This is a genomic window from Erythrobacter sp. (assembly GCF_024305245.1).
GTDB lineage: Bacteria > Pseudomonadota > Alphaproteobacteria > Sphingomonadales > Sphingomonadaceae > Erythrobacter.
Map to the genome: position 1 here is coordinate 224664 of NZ_JAMWYX010000005.1, position 19626 is coordinate 244289.

Annotated in this window: 20 protein-coding genes; 15 read left to right on the plus strand and 5 right to left on the minus strand. The window is 64.0% G+C overall.

The features are described from left to right. Positions 1 to 41 precede the first annotated feature (41 nt). The 9 genes from leuC (at position 42) to Q0L48_RS09740 (ending at position 6162) form a co-directional block, all read left to right on the plus strand. Positions 42 to 1475, plus strand: a complete 1434-nt coding sequence (gene leuC / locus Q0L48_RS09700) for a 3-isopropylmalate dehydratase large subunit (protein ID WP_296720237.1) — start codon at positions 42 to 44, stop codon at positions 1473 to 1475. Next, positions 1472 to 1996 carry a hypothetical protein gene (locus Q0L48_RS09705; RefSeq protein ID WP_296720242.1) on the plus strand — a complete coding sequence of 175 codons (525 nt, stop codon included), beginning with the start codon at positions 1472 to 1474 and terminating at the stop codon, positions 1994 to 1996. Before leuC ends, Q0L48_RS09705 begins: the two co-directional genes overlap by 4 nt. A 57-nt stretch (positions 1997 to 2053) precedes the next feature. Continuing rightward, positions 2054 to 2230: an LPXTG cell wall anchor domain-containing protein gene (locus tag Q0L48_RS09710; protein WP_296720244.1), complete on the plus strand. Its 177-nt coding sequence runs from the start codon at positions 2054 to 2056 to the stop codon at positions 2228 to 2230. Between the two features lie 11 nt (positions 2231 to 2241). Next, a complete protein-coding gene (gene leuD, locus Q0L48_RS09715; RefSeq protein WP_296720246.1) occupies positions 2242 to 2841 on the plus strand; it encodes a 3-isopropylmalate dehydratase small subunit in 600 nt (199 codons plus the stop codon). 24 nt (positions 2842 to 2865) lie between these two features. Continuing rightward, the gene (locus tag Q0L48_RS09720) at positions 2866 to 3864 is read left to right on the plus strand and encodes an NADPH:quinone oxidoreductase family protein (protein ID WP_296720249.1); all 999 of its coding nucleotides are present in this window, start codon (positions 2866 to 2868) and stop codon (positions 3862 to 3864) included. Positions 3865 to 3946: 82 nt separating this feature from the next. Next, a complete protein-coding gene (locus Q0L48_RS09725) occupies positions 3947 to 4270 on the plus strand; it encodes a DUF1476 domain-containing protein (protein WP_296720250.1) in 324 nt (107 codons plus the stop codon). Positions 4271 to 4298: 28 nt separating this feature from the next. Further along, the gene (locus tag Q0L48_RS09730; RefSeq protein WP_296720253.1) at positions 4299 to 4532 is read left to right on the plus strand and encodes a BolA/IbaG family iron-sulfur metabolism protein; all 234 of its coding nucleotides are present in this window, start codon (positions 4299 to 4301) and stop codon (positions 4530 to 4532) included. 40 nt (positions 4533 to 4572) lie between these two features. Further along, a complete protein-coding gene (grxD, locus tag Q0L48_RS09735) occupies positions 4573 to 4902 on the plus strand; it encodes a Grx4 family monothiol glutaredoxin (protein ID WP_296720255.1) in 330 nt (109 codons plus the stop codon). A gap of 477 nt (positions 4903 to 5379) precedes the next feature. After that, positions 5380 to 6162, plus strand: coding sequence for an NUDIX domain-containing protein (locus Q0L48_RS09740; RefSeq protein WP_296720258.1), 783 nt, complete (start codon positions 5380 to 5382; stop codon positions 6160 to 6162). Between the two features lie 93 nt (positions 6163 to 6255). On the opposite strand, the gene Q0L48_RS09745 is transcribed toward Q0L48_RS09740, so the two are convergent. The 4 genes from Q0L48_RS09745 to Q0L48_RS09760 are packed head-to-tail and all read right to left on the minus strand — an operon-like array spanning position 6256 to position 10416. Beyond that, a complete protein-coding gene (locus tag Q0L48_RS09745) occupies positions 6256 to 8778 on the minus strand; it encodes a TonB-dependent receptor (RefSeq protein WP_296720291.1) in 2523 nt (840 codons plus the stop codon). A gap of 38 nt (positions 8779 to 8816) precedes the next feature. Next, a complete protein-coding gene (locus Q0L48_RS09750; RefSeq protein ID WP_296720295.1) occupies positions 8817 to 9227 on the minus strand; it encodes a nuclear transport factor 2 family protein in 411 nt (136 codons plus the stop codon). Further along, positions 9227 to 9673: a nuclear transport factor 2 family protein gene (locus Q0L48_RS09755; RefSeq protein ID WP_296720297.1), complete on the minus strand. Its 447-nt coding sequence runs from the start codon at positions 9671 to 9673 to the stop codon at positions 9227 to 9229. Before Q0L48_RS09755 ends, Q0L48_RS09750 begins: the two co-directional genes overlap by 1 nt. Beyond that, a complete protein-coding gene (locus Q0L48_RS09760) occupies positions 9673 to 10416 on the minus strand; it encodes an aspartate/glutamate racemase family protein (protein ID WP_296720299.1) in 744 nt (247 codons plus the stop codon). The genes Q0L48_RS09755 and Q0L48_RS09760 overlap by 1 nt, the downstream gene beginning before the upstream one ends. A gap of 197 nt (positions 10417 to 10613) precedes the next feature. Here Q0L48_RS09760 and Q0L48_RS09765 point away from each other — a divergent pair, with 197 nt between their 5' ends. The 6 genes from Q0L48_RS09765 to Q0L48_RS09790 all read left to right on the plus strand — a co-directional run bounded on the left by Q0L48_RS09765 (position 10614) and on the right by Q0L48_RS09790 (position 18108). Further along, a complete protein-coding gene (locus Q0L48_RS09765) occupies positions 10614 to 11282 on the plus strand; it encodes a GntR family transcriptional regulator (RefSeq protein WP_296720303.1) in 669 nt (222 codons plus the stop codon). Positions 11283 to 11398: 116 nt separating this feature from the next. Beyond that, positions 11399 to 12307 (plus strand): hydroxymethylglutaryl-CoA lyase, encoded by a 909-nt coding sequence (locus Q0L48_RS09770; protein ID WP_296720357.1) that lies wholly within the window; start codon positions 11399 to 11401, stop codon positions 12305 to 12307. A 30-nt stretch (positions 12308 to 12337) separates the two neighbouring features. Next, positions 12338 to 14395, plus strand: coding sequence for a hydantoinase/oxoprolinase family protein (locus tag Q0L48_RS09775; RefSeq protein ID WP_296720305.1), 2058 nt, complete (start codon positions 12338 to 12340; stop codon positions 14393 to 14395). A 4-nt stretch (positions 14396 to 14399) separates the two neighbouring features. Next, the gene (locus Q0L48_RS09780) at positions 14400 to 16286 is read left to right on the plus strand and encodes a hydantoinase B/oxoprolinase family protein (RefSeq protein ID WP_296720308.1); all 1887 of its coding nucleotides are present in this window, start codon (positions 14400 to 14402) and stop codon (positions 16284 to 16286) included. After that, positions 16283 to 17479, plus strand: coding sequence for a CaiB/BaiF CoA-transferase family protein (locus Q0L48_RS09785; protein ID WP_296720310.1), 1197 nt, complete (start codon positions 16283 to 16285; stop codon positions 17477 to 17479). The genes Q0L48_RS09780 and Q0L48_RS09785 overlap by 4 nt, the downstream gene beginning before the upstream one ends. Next, positions 17479 to 18108 (plus strand): isochorismatase family protein, encoded by a 630-nt coding sequence (locus Q0L48_RS09790; RefSeq protein ID WP_296720312.1) that lies wholly within the window; start codon positions 17479 to 17481, stop codon positions 18106 to 18108. Before Q0L48_RS09785 ends, Q0L48_RS09790 begins: the two co-directional genes overlap by 1 nt. 36 nt (positions 18109 to 18144) lie before the next feature. Here Q0L48_RS09790 and Q0L48_RS09795 read toward each other — a convergent pair whose 3' ends face one another. Continuing rightward, a complete protein-coding gene (locus Q0L48_RS09795; RefSeq protein WP_296720314.1) occupies positions 18145 to 19587 on the minus strand; it encodes a M20/M25/M40 family metallo-hydrolase in 1443 nt (480 codons plus the stop codon). Between the last annotated feature and the right edge of the window lie 39 nt (positions 19588 to 19626).

Below are 19626 nucleotides of genomic sequence, written 5' to 3' on the forward strand. Positions count from 1 at the left end.
GGGTCTAATCGCCCCATCGGCAAGAAGGAAACGCACTCATCATGGCAAGCCGCCCGCGCACATTATACGAGAAGATCTGGGACGCCCATGTCGTCGAAACGCGCGATGATGGCACTGCGCTGATCTATATCGACCGGCATCTGGTGCACGAGGTGACCAGCCCGCAAGCGTTCGAGGCGCTGCGACTGGCCGGACGCCCGGTTCGGCGGCCCGAACTCACCCTGGCCGTGCCCGATCACAACCTGCCCACCACGCCGCGCGTGGATGGCGCTGGCAAGCCGGTGGCGATCGCCGATCCCGAAAGTGCGGCGCAGCTCGCCGCGTTGGAAGACAACGCCCCCGCCTTCGGCATCCGCTACATCCCGGCGACCGCGAAGGAACAGGGCATCGTCCATGTGGTCGGCCCCGAACAGGGCTTCTCGCTGCCCGGCACCACCATCGTCTGCGGGGATTCGCACACCGCCTGCCACGGCGGTCTGGGCGCGCTCGCCTTCGGGATCGGCACCAGCGAGGTCGAACACGTGCTGGCGACACAGACCTTGCTGCTCCAGCAATCGAAGTCGATGGAAGTGCGCGTGGACGGCGATCTGGGACCGGGCGTCACTGCCAAGGATCTGATCATGCATATCATCGGCACCATCGGTGCGGCTGGCGGCTCAGGCTACGTGATCGAATATCGCGGAGCGGTGTTCGAAGCGATGAGCGTCGAGCAGCGGCTGACGGTCTGCAACATGAGCATTGAAGCGGGAGCGCGCGCGGGCCTGATCGCGCCCGATGATGTGACCTTCGCCTATCTCAAGGGCCGCCCGATGGCCCCGCAGGATGCGGAGTGGGATGCGGCGGTCGCGTATTGGCGCACGCTCCACAGCGATGACGGCGCGGTGTTCGCCAAGTCCGTCACCATCGACGCGGCCGACATCGAGCCCAGCGTCACCTGGGGCACCAGCCCCGAAGACGTGGTGCCGATCGGCGGGCGTGTGCCCGATCCGCAGGACTTTGCTGACGAGAGCAAGCGGGTCGCGGCACAGAAAAGTCTCGATTACATGGGTCTCACCGCAGGCACGCCGATGACGCAAGTGCCGATCGAAAACGTCTTCATCGGCAGCTGCACCAACAGCCGCATCGAAGACCTGCGCGCCGCTGCCGCCGTGCTGAAAGGCCGCCACAAGGCCGATAATGTCCGCTGGGCGATCGTCGTGCCCGGATCCGGGCTGGTCAAATATCAGGCCGAGGCCGAAGGGCTGGACAAGATTTTCACCGACGCCGGGTTCGAATGGCGCGAGCCGGGCTGCTCGGCCTGCCTCGGCATGAACCCCGACAAGGTGCCGCCGGGCGAGCGCTGCGCATCGACCTCGAACCGCAATTTCGTCGGCCGTCAGGGGCCGGGCGCCCGCACGCACCTCGTCTCGCCCGCGATGGCGGCGGCCGCCGCAGTCGCGGGGCGGCTTGCCGATGTGCGGGAGTTACAGAATTGACCTCCATATCCGAAAGTATGCTCAATCTCGGCGGGTTTCTTCTGGCCCACGCAACATGGATTATTGCCGATCTTGGCCCCAACGAAAATTATGTCCCGGAAGCTTTGTGCCTGAAGGATGGTGAACTCGTGCTCAATGTCTTCGAGGCTGAGACGCAGGTAGAGGCCGTATCGAATGGGAAGGCTTTCATGGAGACCGAGGCGGTGAATTTCGATGCTTGCGCCTTTGCTCGGGATGGCCTTGTTCGCAAGAGTGGGAGTGCCATCGACGTGCTGACAATAGATTTGGCGGATGAGTCCGGTTCGCGCGTGCTGACCATGATCCAGCCTTACGATAAAAGTGATCGAATGCATTTGCTTGGAGACGAAGTTTTTCTGTTTTCGAACGGCGCCGTGATCGAAGAAGCCAAGTCCGCCTCTTTGCGACCTCTCGTCCACGAAGGCGCACAAAGCCATTCCAGTGCTCTCGAAAGCTGGAAACGTCTCAATACCTCACGCCAGCCTTCACCTGACCTGTTTTAGCCCCATAAGGCAAAGCGGCGGCTTGCAAGCCAGACAATTGCCCCCCAAGAGATTGCTATGACCGACAAGCCCAAATCGAACACCGCCCGGAACGCCGCAATTGCTGCGGCAGGTGCTATCGGCTCGGCCGCCGTTGCCGCTGCGCTGCTCTATGCCGGCAAGCGCCGCAAGAAGCCGAACGAGCCGACCCAGCCCGGCCCGATCCCCTCCGGCGAGCCGCCGCAGACCGACTGACGAGGATCGCGATGGAACCCCTCACCCGCGTCGAAGGCCGCGCCATCCCGCTTGGCCTCAAGAATGTCGATACCGACATCATCATCCCGGCCAAATGGCTCAAGACCATCAGCCGCGAAGGGCTGGGCGCGGGCGCATTCGAGGCGCTGCGCGGCACGCCCGGCAATGTCTTCGAAGACCCGGCCTATGCGGGCGCGCCGGTGCTGATTGCGGGCGACAATTTCGGCTGCGGATCGAGCCGCGAACATGCCGCATGGGCGCTGGACGACATGGGCATCCGCGTGGTGATCGCGCCCAGCTTCTCCGATATTTTTTCGGGCAATGCGGTCAAGAACGGCATCCTGCCGGTGGTGCTGCCGCAGGATGCGGTCGACCGGCTGCTGGAAGTGGCGCGGGCCGGCGAGCCAATCACGGTCGATCTCGAAACCCAGACTGTCACCACCACCTATCAGGATCGCTTCAGCTTCACGCTCGATCCGTTCCGCCGCGATTGCTTGTTGAACGGGCTCGACGAAGTCGGTCTGACCATGGCACGCGGCGAAGCCATCGGCGGCTTCGAAGCCAGCCGTACCGCCGCCCAGCCGTGGCTGATGCGCGGCACTTCTGTCTGAATCATTCTCAGGGGAGAGAAACCTATGAAAGCCATCCGCACCCACGAAATCGGTGGGCCTGAAACCCTGTCGCTGGACGAGGTCGAAACCCCGACCCCCGGCAAGGGCGAGGTGCTGATCGCGGTCAAGGCCTGCGCGATCAACTATCCCGACGGGCTGATCATCCGCGACATGTACCAGTTCAAACCGCAGCGGCCATTCTCGCCCGGCGGCGAGATTTCCGGCGTGATCGAAGCGGTCGGCGAAGGCGTGGAAGGCTATGCCGTCGGCGACCGGGTGATGGCCGGGATCGGCAATGGCGGGCTGGCTGAAAAGGTCGTTGTTGCATCGAACAGGATGTTCCCGGTGCCGGACGGCGTGCCGTTCGACAAGGCGGCGTCGCTGCTGATGACCTATGGCACCACCATCCACGGGCTGAAGGATCGCGGGCATATCAAGGCCGGCGATACCGTGCTGATCCTCGGCGCGGCTGGCGGCGTTGGCCTGTCGGCGGTGGAGCTGGCCAAAGCGTTCGGCGCGCGCGTGGTTGCCGCTGTGTCGTCCGAAGCCAAGGGCGAAGTCGCCCGCAAGGCCGGGGCCGACGAAGTGGTGATCTACCCGCGCGAGGCAATGGACAAGGATGCGTCGAAAGCGCTCGCCGCTGCGTTCAAGGCCGCTTGCGGACCGGACGGCGCGAACATCGTCTATGACATCGTCGGCGGGCAATATTCAGAGCCTGCCTTGCGTGCCATCGCGTGGGAGGGCCGCTTTCTCGTGGTCGGCTTCCCCGCCGGGATCGCCAAGATGCCGCTCAATCTCACCTTGCTGAAAAGCTGCGATATCTGCGGCGTGTTCTGGGGCGCCTTCACCGCGCGCGAGCCGGTGAAATTCCGCGCGCAGGTGGACGAATTGTTCGACCTGATGAAGGCTGGCAAGATCGACCCGCTGGTCAGCGAAACCTTCCCCCTCGCCCGCGCCGGCGATGCCATTGCCAAGCTGGAAGCCCGCGAGGCGGTGGGCAAGCTGGTCGTCACGATGGAATAATGGTTGCTGCGCGCGGCTTCACGCTTGAAGCCGCGCGCGCCCCGCCCTATTCGGATAGGCGATCGTTCCGGAAGGGAAACACATGACCGATTTCAAGGACCGCGAACGCGCGGAAGAAGCCAAGTTCGCGCACGACGGTGAAACCGCTTTCCGCATCGCTGCACGCCGCAACCGGCTGCTGGGCGAGTGGGCGGCCGGGCTGATGAAGCTGACCCCCGAGGAAACTGATGCCTACAGCAAGGCTGTGGTGCAGGCCGATTTCGAGGAAGCGGGCGACGAGGACGTGATCCGCAAGCTGCTGGGCGATCTCACCGCAGCCGGAACCGACGTGACCGAGGCCGATATCCGCGCCAAGCTCGAGGAACTGACGATCGTGGCCCGCCGCCAGCTGCTCGACGAATACTGACGCCTCCAGCCGCGAAGGAGCCACCATCATGCCGATGAGTGCCGCGACGATAGAACAAGCCATCCTTGAAGCCCTGCCGGGCGCGACGGTGGAATTGACCGATCTTGCCGGGGATGACGATCACTGGGCTGCGACCGTCACTGCGCCGCAATTCGTCGGCAAAAGCCGGGTGGCGCAGCACAAGATGGTCTATGCCGCGTTCGGCGGACGCATGGGGGGCGAACTGCACGCCTTGCAAGTCACCACCAAACTTCCCACCTGAAACGCAACAATCACCCAATCACAGCATGGGGCTGCCCAAGATGTCCGATACCAACACGCGTATTTCCGATCTCGTCACCAGCAATGATGTCGTATTGTTCATGAAGGGCACGCCGTTGTTCCCGCAATGCGGCTTTTCGAGCCGCGCCGTGGCGATCCTCGATCATTGCGGCGTCGCCTATGAAAGCGTCGACGTGTTGCAGGACATGGAAATCCGGCAGGCGATCAAGAGCTTCTCCGACTGGCCGACGATCCCGCAGCTTTACGTCAAGGGCGAGTTCCTGGGCGGCAGCGACATCATGATGGAAATGTTCGAAGCTGGCGAATTGCAGCAGCTGCTCGATGAAAGCGGCGTTACCAAAGCGGCGTAGGTTTTCCGCACCCGCCTCCGCGGGTGCGATCTCCACCGTTCGACCGAACTCAACACCACATTTTATGTCGTGAGCCACTCGGCCCGCAGGGCCGCAAGCGCGACTGCGCGTCGGCCGGTCAGGCCGAAAGCCAAGCGGGCCGGACGGCCCGCGCGCCCGGCGCCTGAGGGCAAAAACAAAAACCCACAAACTAAAAAGCGCCCCGCAGGACCAGTGCGGGGCGCTTTTCCGTATCAGGGGAGGCGCTGCCCGAAGAACCAGGAAGGGCGCGCCTCAATTCGAAGACCATTGGGACCACACCTCTTTATGCATGGTGCGTGCCAAATCAGAGAAACCCCGTAATTCCGCCATTTTCTGCGCCAGATCGCCATCTGGAAACGTGCGATTGTAAAGCGCCCCGACACCCTTGGCGCAAAAGCGGCAGGAACCCGCCAAACCGCTTGGCAAGTGCTTGCCGCCGCGCCATCCTTATGGGCGATGAATAACCAACCAGCACCCCCGGCCATTCCTGCCGCGACCATCATCATCTTCCGCAACGCCCCATCGGGCGGGCAGCCGCAGGTGCTGATGACGATCCGATCCAAGGGCATGGTGTTTGCCGGCGGCATGGCAGTGTTTCCGGGCGGGCGGGTCGATCCGGCGGACTTCGCGCTGGGCGAAGCCGTGGCGGCCAGCGGTGCGATGACAGCCGACGAAGCCGCGCATCAGATCGCGGCGGTGCGCGAGACGCTGGAAGAAACCGGGCTCGCGCTTGGTCTGGCGGGCGATATCGACGCCGCCCGCGCGGGCGAGGCGCGGGCGATGCTGGCGCAGACCGGCGCGCTCGCCCCGGTGCTGGAAGCGTTCGGGTGGCAACTCGACCTTGCCCAGATCACGCCGTTTGCGCGGTGGTTTCCCAAGAACGAGAAGATCCCGCGCGTCTACGACACCCGCTTCTATCTCGCCAATCTCGGCACTGGCGCAGTGGACGTGTCGATCGACCATGCGGAGAACACGCACTTGTTCTGGACGACCGCACAAGGCGCGCTGGAGGCGGCGGAACGCGGCGAGATCAAGCTGATCTTCCCCACCCGCCGCAATCTCGAACGGCTCGCCCTGTTCGACAGTTACGAAGAAGCGCGCGCGCAGGCCGAGGCTATCCCGGTGCGCACGATCATGCCGCAGATCGTGGAACAGGGCGGGCAACAATGGCTGACGATCCTGACCGATGCAGGCTATCCCGTAACGGCGGAACTGCTGGAGAACGTCGCGCGGGGGTAATGCTCTGCCATCCGGCGGCGAAGCGACAGGGGAAAAGAAAGCGGCGGCGCGGGATTTTCCCCGTCGCCGCCGCGCCTGGCCATACCCGAGGGCTCAGAACTTGTAGCCGAATTCCACTCCGAACCGCTGCAAACCGCCCGGCGAGATGAACGAACCGCCGAATTCGACGGCGGTGATCACCTCGTTGAGATACTTCTCGTCGAACAGGTTTTCGGCATAGGCGAACACCGACCAGCGATCCCCTTCGAGCCCGACCCGCATATCGACCACGCCAAAGGCGTCGCGCTGCGAAACCGAATAATCGGCATCGCCCACGAATGCTGGCAGCGCCAGCGCCGACCCCGGCAGCAGCCCGCTGAACAGCGTCGGGTTCGGATCATCCTGCAAGGTGTGGAACCATGTCGGCCCGGTGATGCGGTAATCGGCGCGGGTGACGAAATCGATGCTGCTCGACACCGGCAGATCCAGCTGCGTGCCGAGGTTGATGGTGTAATCGGCGGTATGGGGCGATTTGTTGCCCACCGTGACCGGACGCGAGGCATTGGCCTTGATCTCGCTGTCGGTGACGTTGGCGGAACCGAACACCGTCCAGCCATCGACGATTTCGGCGGTCAGGTTGAACTCGGCTCCCATGATCTCGACTTCGTCGATGTTCGAAACCACGCGCAGCAGGCCGAACCCACCGACGAAGAATTCGAAGAACTGCATGTCTTCGATATTGGTGTAATAGCCCGCCAGATCGAAGGTGATGCGGTTGTCGAGCAGATTGCCCTTGATCCCGAGCTCGAACGCGCTCGACACTTCCTTGCGGTATTGATCCTCGATCAGCACGTTGGTGCCTATGAACTGGTTGAACGACTGGTCGACGATCGCGGCAGAGCCCTGATTGTTGAACCCACCCGATTTGAAGCCGATGCCCCAGTTGGCGTAGAGATTGGCGTTGTCGGCCACTTCGTAACGCAGCGAGACCTTGGGCTGGAACTGGCGGAAGGTCTGCGATTGATCGGGGATCGGCCCGAATGCCTGACCGGGATTGATCGGGCCGCCGGTGATCGGATCGGTCACATTGGGCACGAGGCTGCTGACGCTGCGATCCTCGATATCGTAACGCCCGGCAAGGCTGGCGACAAAGCGATCGGACAGATTGGCATCGACCGATGCGAACACGGCGTAGACATCGGTCGTGAAGGCATCATTATACAGCTGGGTGGTGGGGTTGGCCGAGCCCGGCGCGTTGTAGAGTTGGCGGGTCACGCCATTGCCGAGATCCGCACCGAGGCTGACACCCACTTCGCGCTCCAGGTGCAGGTAATAGGCACCGACCTGCCAGTTGATGGACCCGTCCCCGTTCGAAGCGAGACGCACTTCTGCGCTGATGTCGCTCTGTTCGCGGATCTGGTACTGCGTGCCGTCGCAGGTCGTCGGGCTATAGGCGCCGAAGGTCGAGCCGTTGACCGGATCGAAAATGAACGGGACGGGATTGTTGCCGATGAAGGTCGGCGCGTTGAGCGGGAACCCGGTGAGCTGTGCGGTTGAGGCAAAGCAGGCATTCGACGCCGCCACCGAATCCGGGGTCGCGCCGGGGAAGGTGAAGCGTGCAAAATCGGCCGAGGTGCTGTCAGCCGTCAGCGACTGGTCGACATCGGTGTACAGCGCCCATGCGCTGAGCGTGACGGCGTCGAATTCATGTTCGACCTTGGCCGATACTTCGAAGGTGGTCTGATCGTTGGTCGGGCGGATGTTCGAATAATATCCGAACTGGTGCTCGTTCACGTCTTCGAAGAAGGCCGGGTCGACACCGGCGAAATTGGGCAGGTGGAACGATGTGTTGAAGTTGATCGATGCACCGGTCAGATCGGAATAGCGCGCCTTCACGTCCAGTTCGGTACGCGGGCCAAGCTCGGCCACGAACCGCCCGTCAACGCCCCAGACTTCCTGATCGTCGATCGTCTTGGAATTGCCGAGGAAGCGGTTGCGGAAAAACCCGTCGGTGGTCTGGTAATTGCCCGACAGCACGAACCCGGCGGTTTCGCCCACCGGCACCGAGACGAACCCGGTGGCAAGGTAGGTGTTGTCCTCGGCGGCGCGCACTGTCATCCCGCCTTCGAACACGTCGCCGGGCTTCAGCGTCTGAATCACGATCGCGCCCGCCGCCGCGTTGCGGCCATACAGCGCGCCTTGCGGGCCCTTGAGGATTTCGACCTGCCGCAGCGTGCCCTGGTTCTGGTTCAGCTGCGCGGTGTTGGTCTTTAGAATCCCGTCGACCACCAGCGCGACCGAGCTTTCCGCATCGCGCGCGCCATTGATGCCGCGAATGTTGATCTGGGTGTCGCCAGCGTCGGCGGTGCCGGTGACGATGGTTACGCCCGGGGTCAGCTGGATGAAGTCATCGGCGCGCTGCACCCCGGTCTTGGCGAGCGCTTCGGCGCCGAACACGGTGACGGACGCAGGCACATCTTCGAGCGATTCCGACTGGCGGCGCGCGGTGACGATGATCGCGTTGTCGTCCTCCTCGGTCTGCACGGCTGCAGCGGCGGTATCCTGAGCGAAGGCGGGGGCGGACAGGGCAATCGCACCCAGAGCCGCGCCAGAGGCGAGAACGATACGGACATTCATGGAACGGCTCTCCTAAAGATAACGAGCAGGCAAAAAGGTCAGGTGAGGACGTTGGTCCCGCTCATGTAGACATAGACTTCCTGGAATTTCGGCCCGTCTGCGCCGGGACGCAGACGCCAGAAATTGGTGTTGTTCAGCAAGGTCACGTTGCCGTCTGCATCATGCAGTTCGGCAATGAAGCTGGCAGCGATCCGCCCGTTCTTTGCGTCCACCGTGCAGTTGAAATCGCGGTGGATGATGGTCTCGTAAGCGCCGAAGAAATCCTCGAACATGCGGCGGATTTCGGCCTTGCCACTGTGACGGGTGAAGGCGGTCTGCACGCAGAACAGGGCGGTGTCGTGGAAGCAGGCGAGCGCGCCTTCCATGTCCTTGGCATCGACGCGGGCGAAATACTTGTTCAGCGCGAAATCGATCAGTTCGGCGCGTGACAAAGTGGGTTCGTACTGCATCAGGCCTCCCCTTCGCGGAGCAGGTTGTCACCCGACATGTAGACGTAGACGCGGTGGAACAACCGGTCCTTCAGATAGAACCGGTTGCAGTTTTCGTACCGCAACTCGTCCCCGCCATTGGGGGTGATGAGCACGGTGAACTGGCTGCAGACCGCGTTGGTTTCGGGATCGGCAGTATGGACGAAATTGCCGTGCCAGATGCTTTCGAAATCGGCGAACAGCTTGATGAACATGGCCCGGATCGCCTCGCGCCCCTGATGCACGGTGTTGCTGGTCACTTCGGTCAGCACCGCATCGGGGGTGAAGCAATCGAGCACCTTGTCGAGATGCTTGTTATCGACCCCGTCGAAATATCGCTTGGTGACGATATCGACATAAAGCGGATATGGCAGCGGCGCCTGCCCTGCCCCGCCCTCGCTCCAACTCTCGGCGCTCGCTTGGCTCATCAGTACCAGCCCTTTCGGATATTGACGTGCATCGGCACCTCGGGTGCCGGGAACGCTTTCTTGGAATGGGTCAGCCCCAGTTCGATCAGCGTTTCGAGGCTCTTGTAGGCGACCTGACCGGGGTTGATCACCGGCACTGGCAATTCGCCGGCAAGGTAAGCGGCGGACTGGTGCATCGTGGTCGAACCGAGCACGATCACGTCCGCGCCATCTTCCTCGATTGCGCGCGTCGCCTCGGCCTTCAGCTTGGCGAAGACGACTTCCTCCTTGCCTTCCAGCAGTTCGGTGACATCGGGCCGGGTGTCGATCGACCGCACCGACGCACAGCGATGATCCCAGCCGTGCTGGTTCAGCACCTTCTCGTAAAGCGGGAACCACTGCGGCCACATGGTAACGACGCTGAATTTCTTGCCGAGCGTCATCGCCGCGGCAAAGCTCGCCTCGCCCGGCCCGACCACCGGAATGGAAAGCACCGAACGCAGCGGCCACAGCCCGCTGTCGCTGACCGTGTCGATCAGAACGCCGGCGTAACCCTCATCCTCGGCCGTCACCCCGGCCTGAAACACCGTCCAGTCCATCAGCAGCGTATCGTGATAGGAATCGCCCAGCGCCGCGCCCCAGCGCACTGCCTCGAAGGTCGGCGCGAAGCCGGGACGCACGAAATCGTCGGGAAGCTGCTGGGCGCGATTGGCCACCCCGGCTTCATCCATCGCAATCGGTACGATAACCTTGATGCGCTTCACGGCACTCCCCTGTTGCCATTTGATGAACCAGTATTGTATACAAAATGCCCGCGTCAAGTGCTTTGCGCAATTGCGCCGGAGGTAAGGCAGCAAGTGTGGTTTCGCCGCCGCAGGGCTTGCGGCGCCGAGTGGCTGACATAGAGAAGGCGCGGCATGACCATCTTCCCCTCACCTCAATCCGCGCAGGACCACCGCGCATGAGCCGCGCGTCGGACCAGGCCTACGCCCGAATTCGCGCGCATGTGCTGAGCGGGGCGGTCAAGCCGAAGGAGCAGCTGACCGAAGATCAGCTGGCGCAGATCACCGGGTTCAGCCGAACCCCCGTTCGCGAGGCTGTGCGGCGGCTGGAGGACGAACTGCTGCTGGTCCGCAGCGAATCGAAGCGGCTGTTCGTCGCCGACTGGAGCCGCGACGATATCGAAGAAATGTTCACGCTCAGGCAAATGCTGGAATGTCACGCTGCCGAGCGCGCTGCACGCCGTCTGACCGCCGCGCAGGTCGCCGATCTGGAGGCGGTCAATCGCACGCTTCGCGAAGCGATCGAGCAGCCGGAACCCGATGTGGCACGATTTCTCGAGGCCAATCGCCGGTTCCACGACGCGGTTCTCGATGCCGCGCATTCACCGCGGCTGGGTCAGATGCTGGGCCGCTTGGTCGAAGCCCCGGTGGTGCTGCGCACCGCCCGCAGTTACTCGCTCGACGATCTGCGCCAGTCGGCCCGCGATCATGACGAACTGATCGCCGCCTTCGCCGCACGCGATCCCGAATGGGCGCGCGCGGTGATGGGCAGCCACCTGCGCCGCGCATTCCACACTTTCGCCAAGACGGTCGGCCCCGCAACCGGGAACGCGGACGGCGAGGTCTGATAAAACATTGCACCGGAACGCCAGTTTCGAAGCGCCCGGCCTGCTGCAAGACGATTGCAATTGTATACAAATTAGGTCATCCACGCTCAACCCATCCTGACAGCAGGCGAGTCACCATCGTGCCCCAGAATATCGAACTGGTCGAAGTCGGCCCGCGCGACGGGCTCCAGAACGAGCCTGACGTCATCGCGACCGACGTTAAGCTGGCGATGATCGGCCGCATGATCGATTATGGTGCGCGGCGGCTCGAGGTGGCGAGCTTCGTCCACCCGCAGCGTGTGCCGCAGATGGCAGATGCGGAAAGCGTGATCGCCGCCCTGCCCGACCATAAGGACTGCACCTATATCGGCCTCGTCCTCAACAAACGCGGCGTGATGCGCGCGCTGGCGACCCGCGAAGGCGGCGTGCGCGGCGTCGATCAGGTCGGCTGCGTGATCGTGGCGAGCGATACCTTTGGCCAGAAGAACCAGGGCCAGACCATCGCGGAAGGCGTTGCCGAAACCCGCGCCATGCTCCGCTTCGCCCGCGCCGAGGGGTTGCGCGCGCAGGTCACCATCAGCGCAGCTTTTGGCTGCCCCTTCGAAGGCGCAGTGAAGCACGACACCGTCCTCGCCATTGCCGATGAAATGGCGATCGAAGCGCCTGATGAAATCGCGCTGGCCGACACCATCGGGGTCGGCACGCCTTGGGAAGCGGGCGAATTGTTCGGCAAGCTCGGCGCATTGCTTGGAGACAAAATCCCGATGCGCGCGCATTTTCATAACACCCGCGGCACCGGCATCGCCAATGCGTGGGAAGCTTACAAGGCGGGTGTGCGCATTTTCGACGCCTCGCTGGGCGGACTGGGCGGCTGCCCCTTCGCCCCGCGCGCGACCGGCAATATCGCGACCGAGGATCTGGTCTACATGCTGGAGCGTTCGGGCGTGGACACGGGCATCGATCTCGACGCGGCCATCGCTGCGAACAAGTGGTTTGCGCAGGTGCTGGGGCGCGAATTGCCCTCGGCCGTGGCGCGCGCGGCATAAGCTGCACAGACAGACAACAAGGGAGCGGGCATGACGTACAGGCTGGGTGTTGATGTGGGCGGGACTTTCACCGACCTGTTATTGTTCGATGAAGGCAGCGGCGCGTTCTGGCGGCACAAGACCCCGTCGACCCCGCATGATTCCTCCGAAGGCATTCTCAACGGCGTGAAAGCGATCATGGCCGATGCCGGGATCACCGCCGAACAGATCGCCTATTTCCTCCACGGCACCACCGTCGCGACCAATGCGGTGCTGGAAGGCAAGGGCGCGCGCGTCGGTCTGGTTACGACGCAGGGCTACCGCGACATCATGCAGATTGCGCGCTCCTATGTCCCCGGCGGGCTGGCCGCGTGGATCGTGTGGCCCAAGCCGCAGCCGCTGGCGCGGCTCGAACACACGGTCGAAGTGCCCGGCCGGATGGACGCAGCTGGCCGCGAGGTCGCGCCGCTGGATGAGGACGCAGTGCGCGGGGCGCTGCGCAAGCTTAAGGGAGACGGGATCGAGGCGCTGACAGTCAGCCTGATGAACGCCTATCTCAACGGCGCGCATGAAAGCCGCATCGGGCAGATCGCCGCCGAGGAACTGCCCGGCATCCCCGTTTCGCTCAGCCACGAAGTCCTGCCGGAGATGCAGGAATACGAACGCACGCTTTCGACCGTCGCCAATGCGGCAGTGCGGCCGGTGGTGAGCAAATATGTCTCCAGCCTGCGGACAAAGCTCGAACAGGAAGGCTTCAAGGGCCGCTTGTCGCTGCTCCGCTCGGACGGCGGGTTGATGTCGAGCCAGAAGGCCGAGGAACACCCGGTCAACATCCTCATGTCCGGCCCGGCAGGCGGGGTGACCGGCGCGCTGTGGGTGGCGAAAAACGCGGGCTTCGAGAACATCCTGACACTGGATGTCGGCGGAACCTCGACCGACGTAGCGCTGATTCAGGGGCTGGAGCCGCGCCGCCAGCGCACCACAGAAGTCGGGCACTTGTCGGTGCGCGCATCGGCATTGGACGTGAAGACCGTGGGCGCGGGTGGCGGCTCGATCGCGCACGTCCCGCAGCTGACCGGCGCGCTGCGCGTCGGGCCGGAAAGCGCGGGCGCGGTGCCGGGGCCGGTCGCCTATAACAAGGGCGGCACGCTGCCGACCGTGACCGACGCCAACGTGGTGCTCGGCTACCTGCCCGAAGACCTGCTCGGCGGCGCTTTCAAGCTGGATCGCGAAGGCGCCAAGGCGGCGGTGCAGACCATTGCCGATGCACTGGGCATTAGCCTGATGGAAGCCGCCCGCGGGATCATCGATATCGTCAATGAAAACATGTTCGGCGCGCTGCGGATGATCAGCGTGCAGCAGGGCTATGACCCGCGCGAATTTGCGCTGATGGGCTTTGGCGGTGCGGGGCCATTGCATGTCAACGCGGTGGCGCGGCTGATGGGTTCATGGCCTGCGATCTCGCCCGTCTCCCCCGGCGTGCTGTGCGCGCTGGGCGATGCGACCACCCGGATGCGGACCGAGACGGCGCGCAGTTTCTCGCGGCTCGCCCGCGACACCAGCATCGCCGATCTTGTCAGCGTGCTCGACGACATGGCCGAACAGACCCGCAGCGAGCTAGTCGGTGATGGCATCCCCGAAGACCAGATCACTTCGCTTTTCGAAATCGATGTGCGCTATGCAGGCCAGGCCTTCGAAGTGCCGCTCACCATAACGCAGGCCGTGCTGGAGGAGGACGGGATCGAAGGCATCCTCTCCCGCTTCGACGAGGAGCATCTGCGGCTGTTCACTTTCAACATGGATACTCCGCACGAGATCGTGAACCTGCGCGCGGTGGCGCAGGGGCAGGCGCCTGCCCTGCCGGCCGCCGAACTGCCCAAGGGTGACGGCAACCCGCAAGCCGCCAAAATCCGCGACCACACGGTGTGGATCGACGGGTCGGAGCGGCCCGCCGTGATCTACGACCGCGCCAAGCTGCGGCAGGGCGACATGATCGAAGGCCCGGCGATCATCACCGAAATGGATTCGACCACGCTGGTCGAACACGATTGCACCGCGCGCGTTGACGCTGTGGGCAACATCCTGATCACTCTGAAGACGGAAGGCTAAGACCATGCCAGCCCGCATCATCGAACCCAACACCACGCCCTTCGCCAAGGTCGCGATCGACCCGGTGACGCTCGACATCATCGAGAACGCGCTGCGCAACGCCCGCATCGAGATGGACGCGACACTGGTGCGCACCGCCATGTCGCCCGGCATCCGCGAACAGGGTGACGCCTTCCCGCTGATCTCCGACCCTGCGGGGAAAATGATCGTCGGCCAGTTCGGCAGCTTCATCGACGGGTTCCTCAAGCAGTTTGACGGCACCATCGAGGACGGGGACATGATTTTCCTGTCCGATCCCTATTCCTGCGGCGGTGCGGTCAGCCACTCGAATGATTGGCTGGTGATGTTGCCGGTGTTCAAGGACGGGCGCCTGCTCGCCTACACCGCGATGTTCGGTCACCAGAGCGACATCGGCGGTTCCGTGCCCGGCTCGATGCCCATCGGTGCCTCGTCGATCTTTGAAGAGGGCGTGCGCATCCCTCCGGTGAAAATCTGGAAAAAGGGCGAATACAACGAAGACCTGATGAAGCTGGTGATGCACCAGACCCGCAAGCCCGACTGGTGTCAGGCGGATTTGAACGCACTGATTGCCAGCTGCCGCGTCGCCGCGCGCCGCGTGGTCGAGATGGCCGACCGGTTTGGCGATGATGTCTATGTCTCCGCAACGCAGGAACTGCTCGCCCGCAACCACCGCGCGATGAAGTCGCTGCTGGCGATGGCAGTGGCCGAGGAGCCGGTGAGCTTCGAGGATTACATCTGCGACGACGGCAAGGGCTACGGCCCCTACAAGATCCGCTGCACCATGTGGCGCGACGGGGACAAGGTGATCCTCGACTTTCAGGGCACCGACCCGCAATCGGCCGCTTCGATCAACTTTTTCCTCAACGAAAACATGTTCAAGATGTTCTTCGGCATCTACATGATCATGGTCTTCGATCCGCAGATCCTGTTCAATGACGGGTTCTACGATCTGATCGAGGTGCGCATCCCCGAAGGATCGCTGCTGAAGCCGCACTTCCCCGCCGCGCTGTCGGGCCGGACGCACGCTTTGGGCCGCATCTTCGACATTCTGGGCGGGCTGCTCGGGCAGAAGACGCCGGAGTTTTTGAACGCCGCCGGGTTCTCGTCATCGCCGCACCTGTTCTATTCGGGCTGGGACAGCCGCGAAGACGGGACGCGCGACTGGTTCCAGCTGTTCCAGATCGGGTTCGGCGGCATTCCGGGCCGTCCGATGGGCGACGGGCCGGACGGGCATTCGCTGTGGCCGGGCTTCACCAATGTGCCGAACGAATTTCTCGAACGCTACTTCCCGCTGCGGATCGAACGTTACGCCACCGCGCCCGATAGCGGCGGCGCGGGTCTGCATCGCGGCGGCAATGGCATCCACATGACCTACCGCTTTCTCGCGGACGGCGAGATTGCGATCCATGACGACCGCTGGTTCGTGCCGCCATGGGGGGTCAATGGCGGGCATCCGGGCGCGCGGGCTAAGAAGGTGCTGGAACGCGCCGATGGCTCGCAGGAAATCGTCGGCAACAAGGTTGAAAGCGTCAGCGTGAAGGCGGGCGACTTGCTCCACTTCATCACCTGGGGCGGCGGCGGCTGGGGCGACCCGCTGGCGCGCGATCCGGAGCTGGTCGGCCTCGAGATCCGGCAGGGGCTGGTCACACCCGAGGGCGCACGCGCTTACGGGGTCGTGGCCGATGGCGAGGGCGCGGTCGATGCCGATGCCACCACCGCGCTGCGCAGCGAGATGACCGCATCGCGCGGCGAACTGCCGCTGTTCGATTACGGCCCCGGTATCGACGCTCTGCGGGCTAACTGCGAGGCTGAAACCGGTCTCCCCGCCCCTGTCCAGCCGGTCTGGAACCTGCGCGAGGCAGCGGAATGAGCGCGCAAGCTTCAGGTGCCTTGGGCGGCATCAAGGTCGTGGAAATGGGCCAGCTGCTCGCCGGTCCGTTCTGCGGGCAATTGCTCGGCGATATGGGCGCAGATGTGGTGAAGGTCGAACCGCCGGGCGCGGGCGACCCGATGCGCAACTGGGGCCAGGGTGACGAGAAGGTGCAGTGGGAAGTCATTGCCCGCAACAAACGCTCGGTCACCTGCAACCTGCGCGTGCCAGAAGGTCAGGCACTGGCAAAGCAGCTTATCGCCGAGGCCGACGTTCTGATCGAGAACTTCAAGCCCGGCACGCTGGAACGCTGGGGGCTGTCACCTGCGGAACTCCACGCCATCAATCCCGGCCTCATCATCGCCCGCATGTCGGGATACGGGCAAGACGGGCCTTACTCCGACCGCGCAGGCTTCGGCGGGATTGGCGAGGCGATGGGCGGCTGGCGCTACGTCGTCGGCGAACCCGACCGTCCGCCCAGCCGCATGGGTATTTCGATCGGCGATACGCTGTGCGCCACCTATGGCTGCATGGGCGTGCTCGCCGCGCTGCATCACCGCGACAAGACCGGCGAAGGTCAGGTGGTGGACTCCGCGCTCTACGAAGCGGTGTTGCAGGTGATGGAGGGGCTGGTGCCCGAATATGACCGCAACGGCGTGATCCGCGAACGATCAGGCTCGGTCTTGAAGGGCATCGCGCCGTCGAACGTCTATACCTGCAGTGACGGCAGCTACATGATCGGCGGCAATGGCGATGCGATCTTTGCGCGCCTGTGTCAGGCGATGGGCCGCCCTGAACTGGCGCAGGACGAACGCTATGCCACCCACATCGCGCGCGGCCACCATCAGGACGAACTGGACGCGCTGATCAACGCGTGGACGGCGACGCTGACGGTGGACGAGGTCGACGCGCTGATGACCGAATATTCGATTCCCGCCGGACGCGTCTACCGCGCGCCCGATATGCTGGCCGACCCGCACTTTCAGGCGCGCGAGGCGATCGTCGAGGTCGAGACCCAGAACCGCGGCCGGATCAAGATGCAGAACGCCTTTCCCAAGCTGTCGAAGACCCCCTCCACCATCCGCCGCCCTGCCCCCGCCGCACCGGGTCAGGACAATGCCGAGGTCTACAGCGAACGCCTCGGTCTGGACGCCGCAGAACTGGCGCGGCTGGCCGAGGCCGGGATCATCTGATGGTCGGCCCCTCGGCCTCCGATAACTACGCGGGCGTGTACGAAGGGCGGCTCCAGCCGGGCACGCGGCCTGCGCTGCTGATCGTCGATGTCGTGGCCGCCTATCTGACGCAAGGCTCGCCGCTGTTCATGGACACGGCGGAAGCCGCGAAAGACAGCAACCTCCGCCTTGCCAAAGCCGCGCGGACGGCGGGCGTGCCGGTGATCTTCACCAACGTCCGCTACCGGCCCGATGGAGCCGATGGCGGCGTATTCTATCGCAAAGTACCGGCGCTGAAAGTGTTCAACGAAGGATCACCCCTCGGCGCCTTCCCCGATGATCTTGCACCCCGGCCCGGCGATCATGTCATTACCAAGCAATATCCTTCCGCCTTTTTCGGCACCCCGCTGGCAGCGATGCTGACCGGCAGCGGCATCGATACACTGCTGATCACCGGCTTTTCGACCTCCGGATGCGTGCGCGCGAGCGGGCTGGATGCGATGCAACACGGGTTCGTTCCGCTGATTGTGCGCGATGCCTGCGCCGACCGCCACGAAGGCCCGCACGAAGCCAACCTGTTCGATCTGCAGGCCAAATACGCCGAAGTCATCAGCGAGGCCGAAGCGCTGGCGGTAATCGGGCGGCACTGAGAGCGCCGCCCGTTATCTCTCACCGATCCCGGCGGGTCAGCCGCCGAGTTCCTTGAGCAGCCGGTACCAATGATCGAGCCCGCCGTAGAAGCTGTCGACCGATAGCCGTTCATTAAGGCCGTGGGCGAACATGTCCTGCGGGCGGCTCGCCGCGCCCGAGATCGCGACGGTGGCATAGCCGCGGGTGCGGTAATGCATGCCGTCGGTGCCACCCGACTCCATGTATGGCTGGATCGGCAGGCCCGGATAGCGCGCATCGATGGTGGTGCGCAGGGCTGCCATTACTTCGTCGGGCACGGCGGATTCGGGGCTCTCGGTGACATCGGTTGCCAGCTTGAACTGCACCGCATCATTGGCGACCACCTCGCGCAGCGTGGCCTCCACCGCCGCAGCGCCGACCCCGGGGAATATCCGGCAATTGACCGTCGCTGTCGCGGACTGCGGCAGAGCATTTTCGGCGTGACCCGCCTTGAGCATTGTCGCGACACAGGTTGTGCCGAGCGTGCCCACGGTTTCGGGGGTGGCCTGCAGCACCGCAATCGCGGCGGGATCGGCCGGATCGGCGGCAAAGGCGCGCATCGCTTCGCCGGTTTCGCCGGGGGTGATCTGCCCCAGCGCGCCGAGGAACGAGCGGGTCAGCGGGGTCGCCTGCACCGGGAAGCGGTGCTCCCTGATCCGTTGCAACGCATCGCCGAGTTCGTAGATCGCGTTGTCGCTGCGCGGGCGCGAGGAGTGGCCGCCGGGATTGGTGACGGTGAGTTCAAAGGTGGCAAAGGTCTTTTCCGCCGCCTGCACCGCCATCGCCAGCGGCGTGCGGTCGGGGGCCAGCGTGATCCCGCCGGCATCGGAATTGAGGACATAGGCCGGGTCGATCTTCGCCGCGACATATTCGGCCTGCGCGCGGGTGGAGATCATGCCGGTTTCCTCGTCGCCCGAGAACACCAGATAGAGGTCGCGGCCCGGCGACCAGCCTTCCTGCCTCAACCGGATGAAGGTCTGCACGAGATTGGCGATGCCGTATTTGTTGTCGGTGGTGCCCCGCCCGAAGAAGTACCCGTCCTGTTCGGTCAGAGTGAAAGGCGGCAACACCCAATCCTCGGCCAGCGCATCGACCACGTCCATGTGGCCAAGCAGCACGATCGGCTTGCGCCCGTCGGGCTTGGAGGCGGCAAAGCGCACGATCAGGCCCTGCACCGGCTCGCCTTCGCTGTCGTAGTCGGAGACCATGATGTCGGCGTCGGCAAACCCCGCCTGCTTCAGCCGGTCGGCCAGATAGGCGACCATTTCCGGCGTCTTCGCCTGTCCGCGCGCGGTGCGGATCGCGATGATGTCGCGGTAGATGTCGTAGGCCTGCTGCTGCTCTGCGGTCAGCGGCGCGCGGTCAGCCGCGCTGGCCCCGCCGCCTGCGGTAAGCAATGCGGCAGCCAGCGCCGTCCCGGTCCGCATCCATTTGCCGCGCGCCATGTTTGCCATGCTCATGTTTTCTTTCCCCCTGTTCGTGTCGTTTTGCCGATCCCG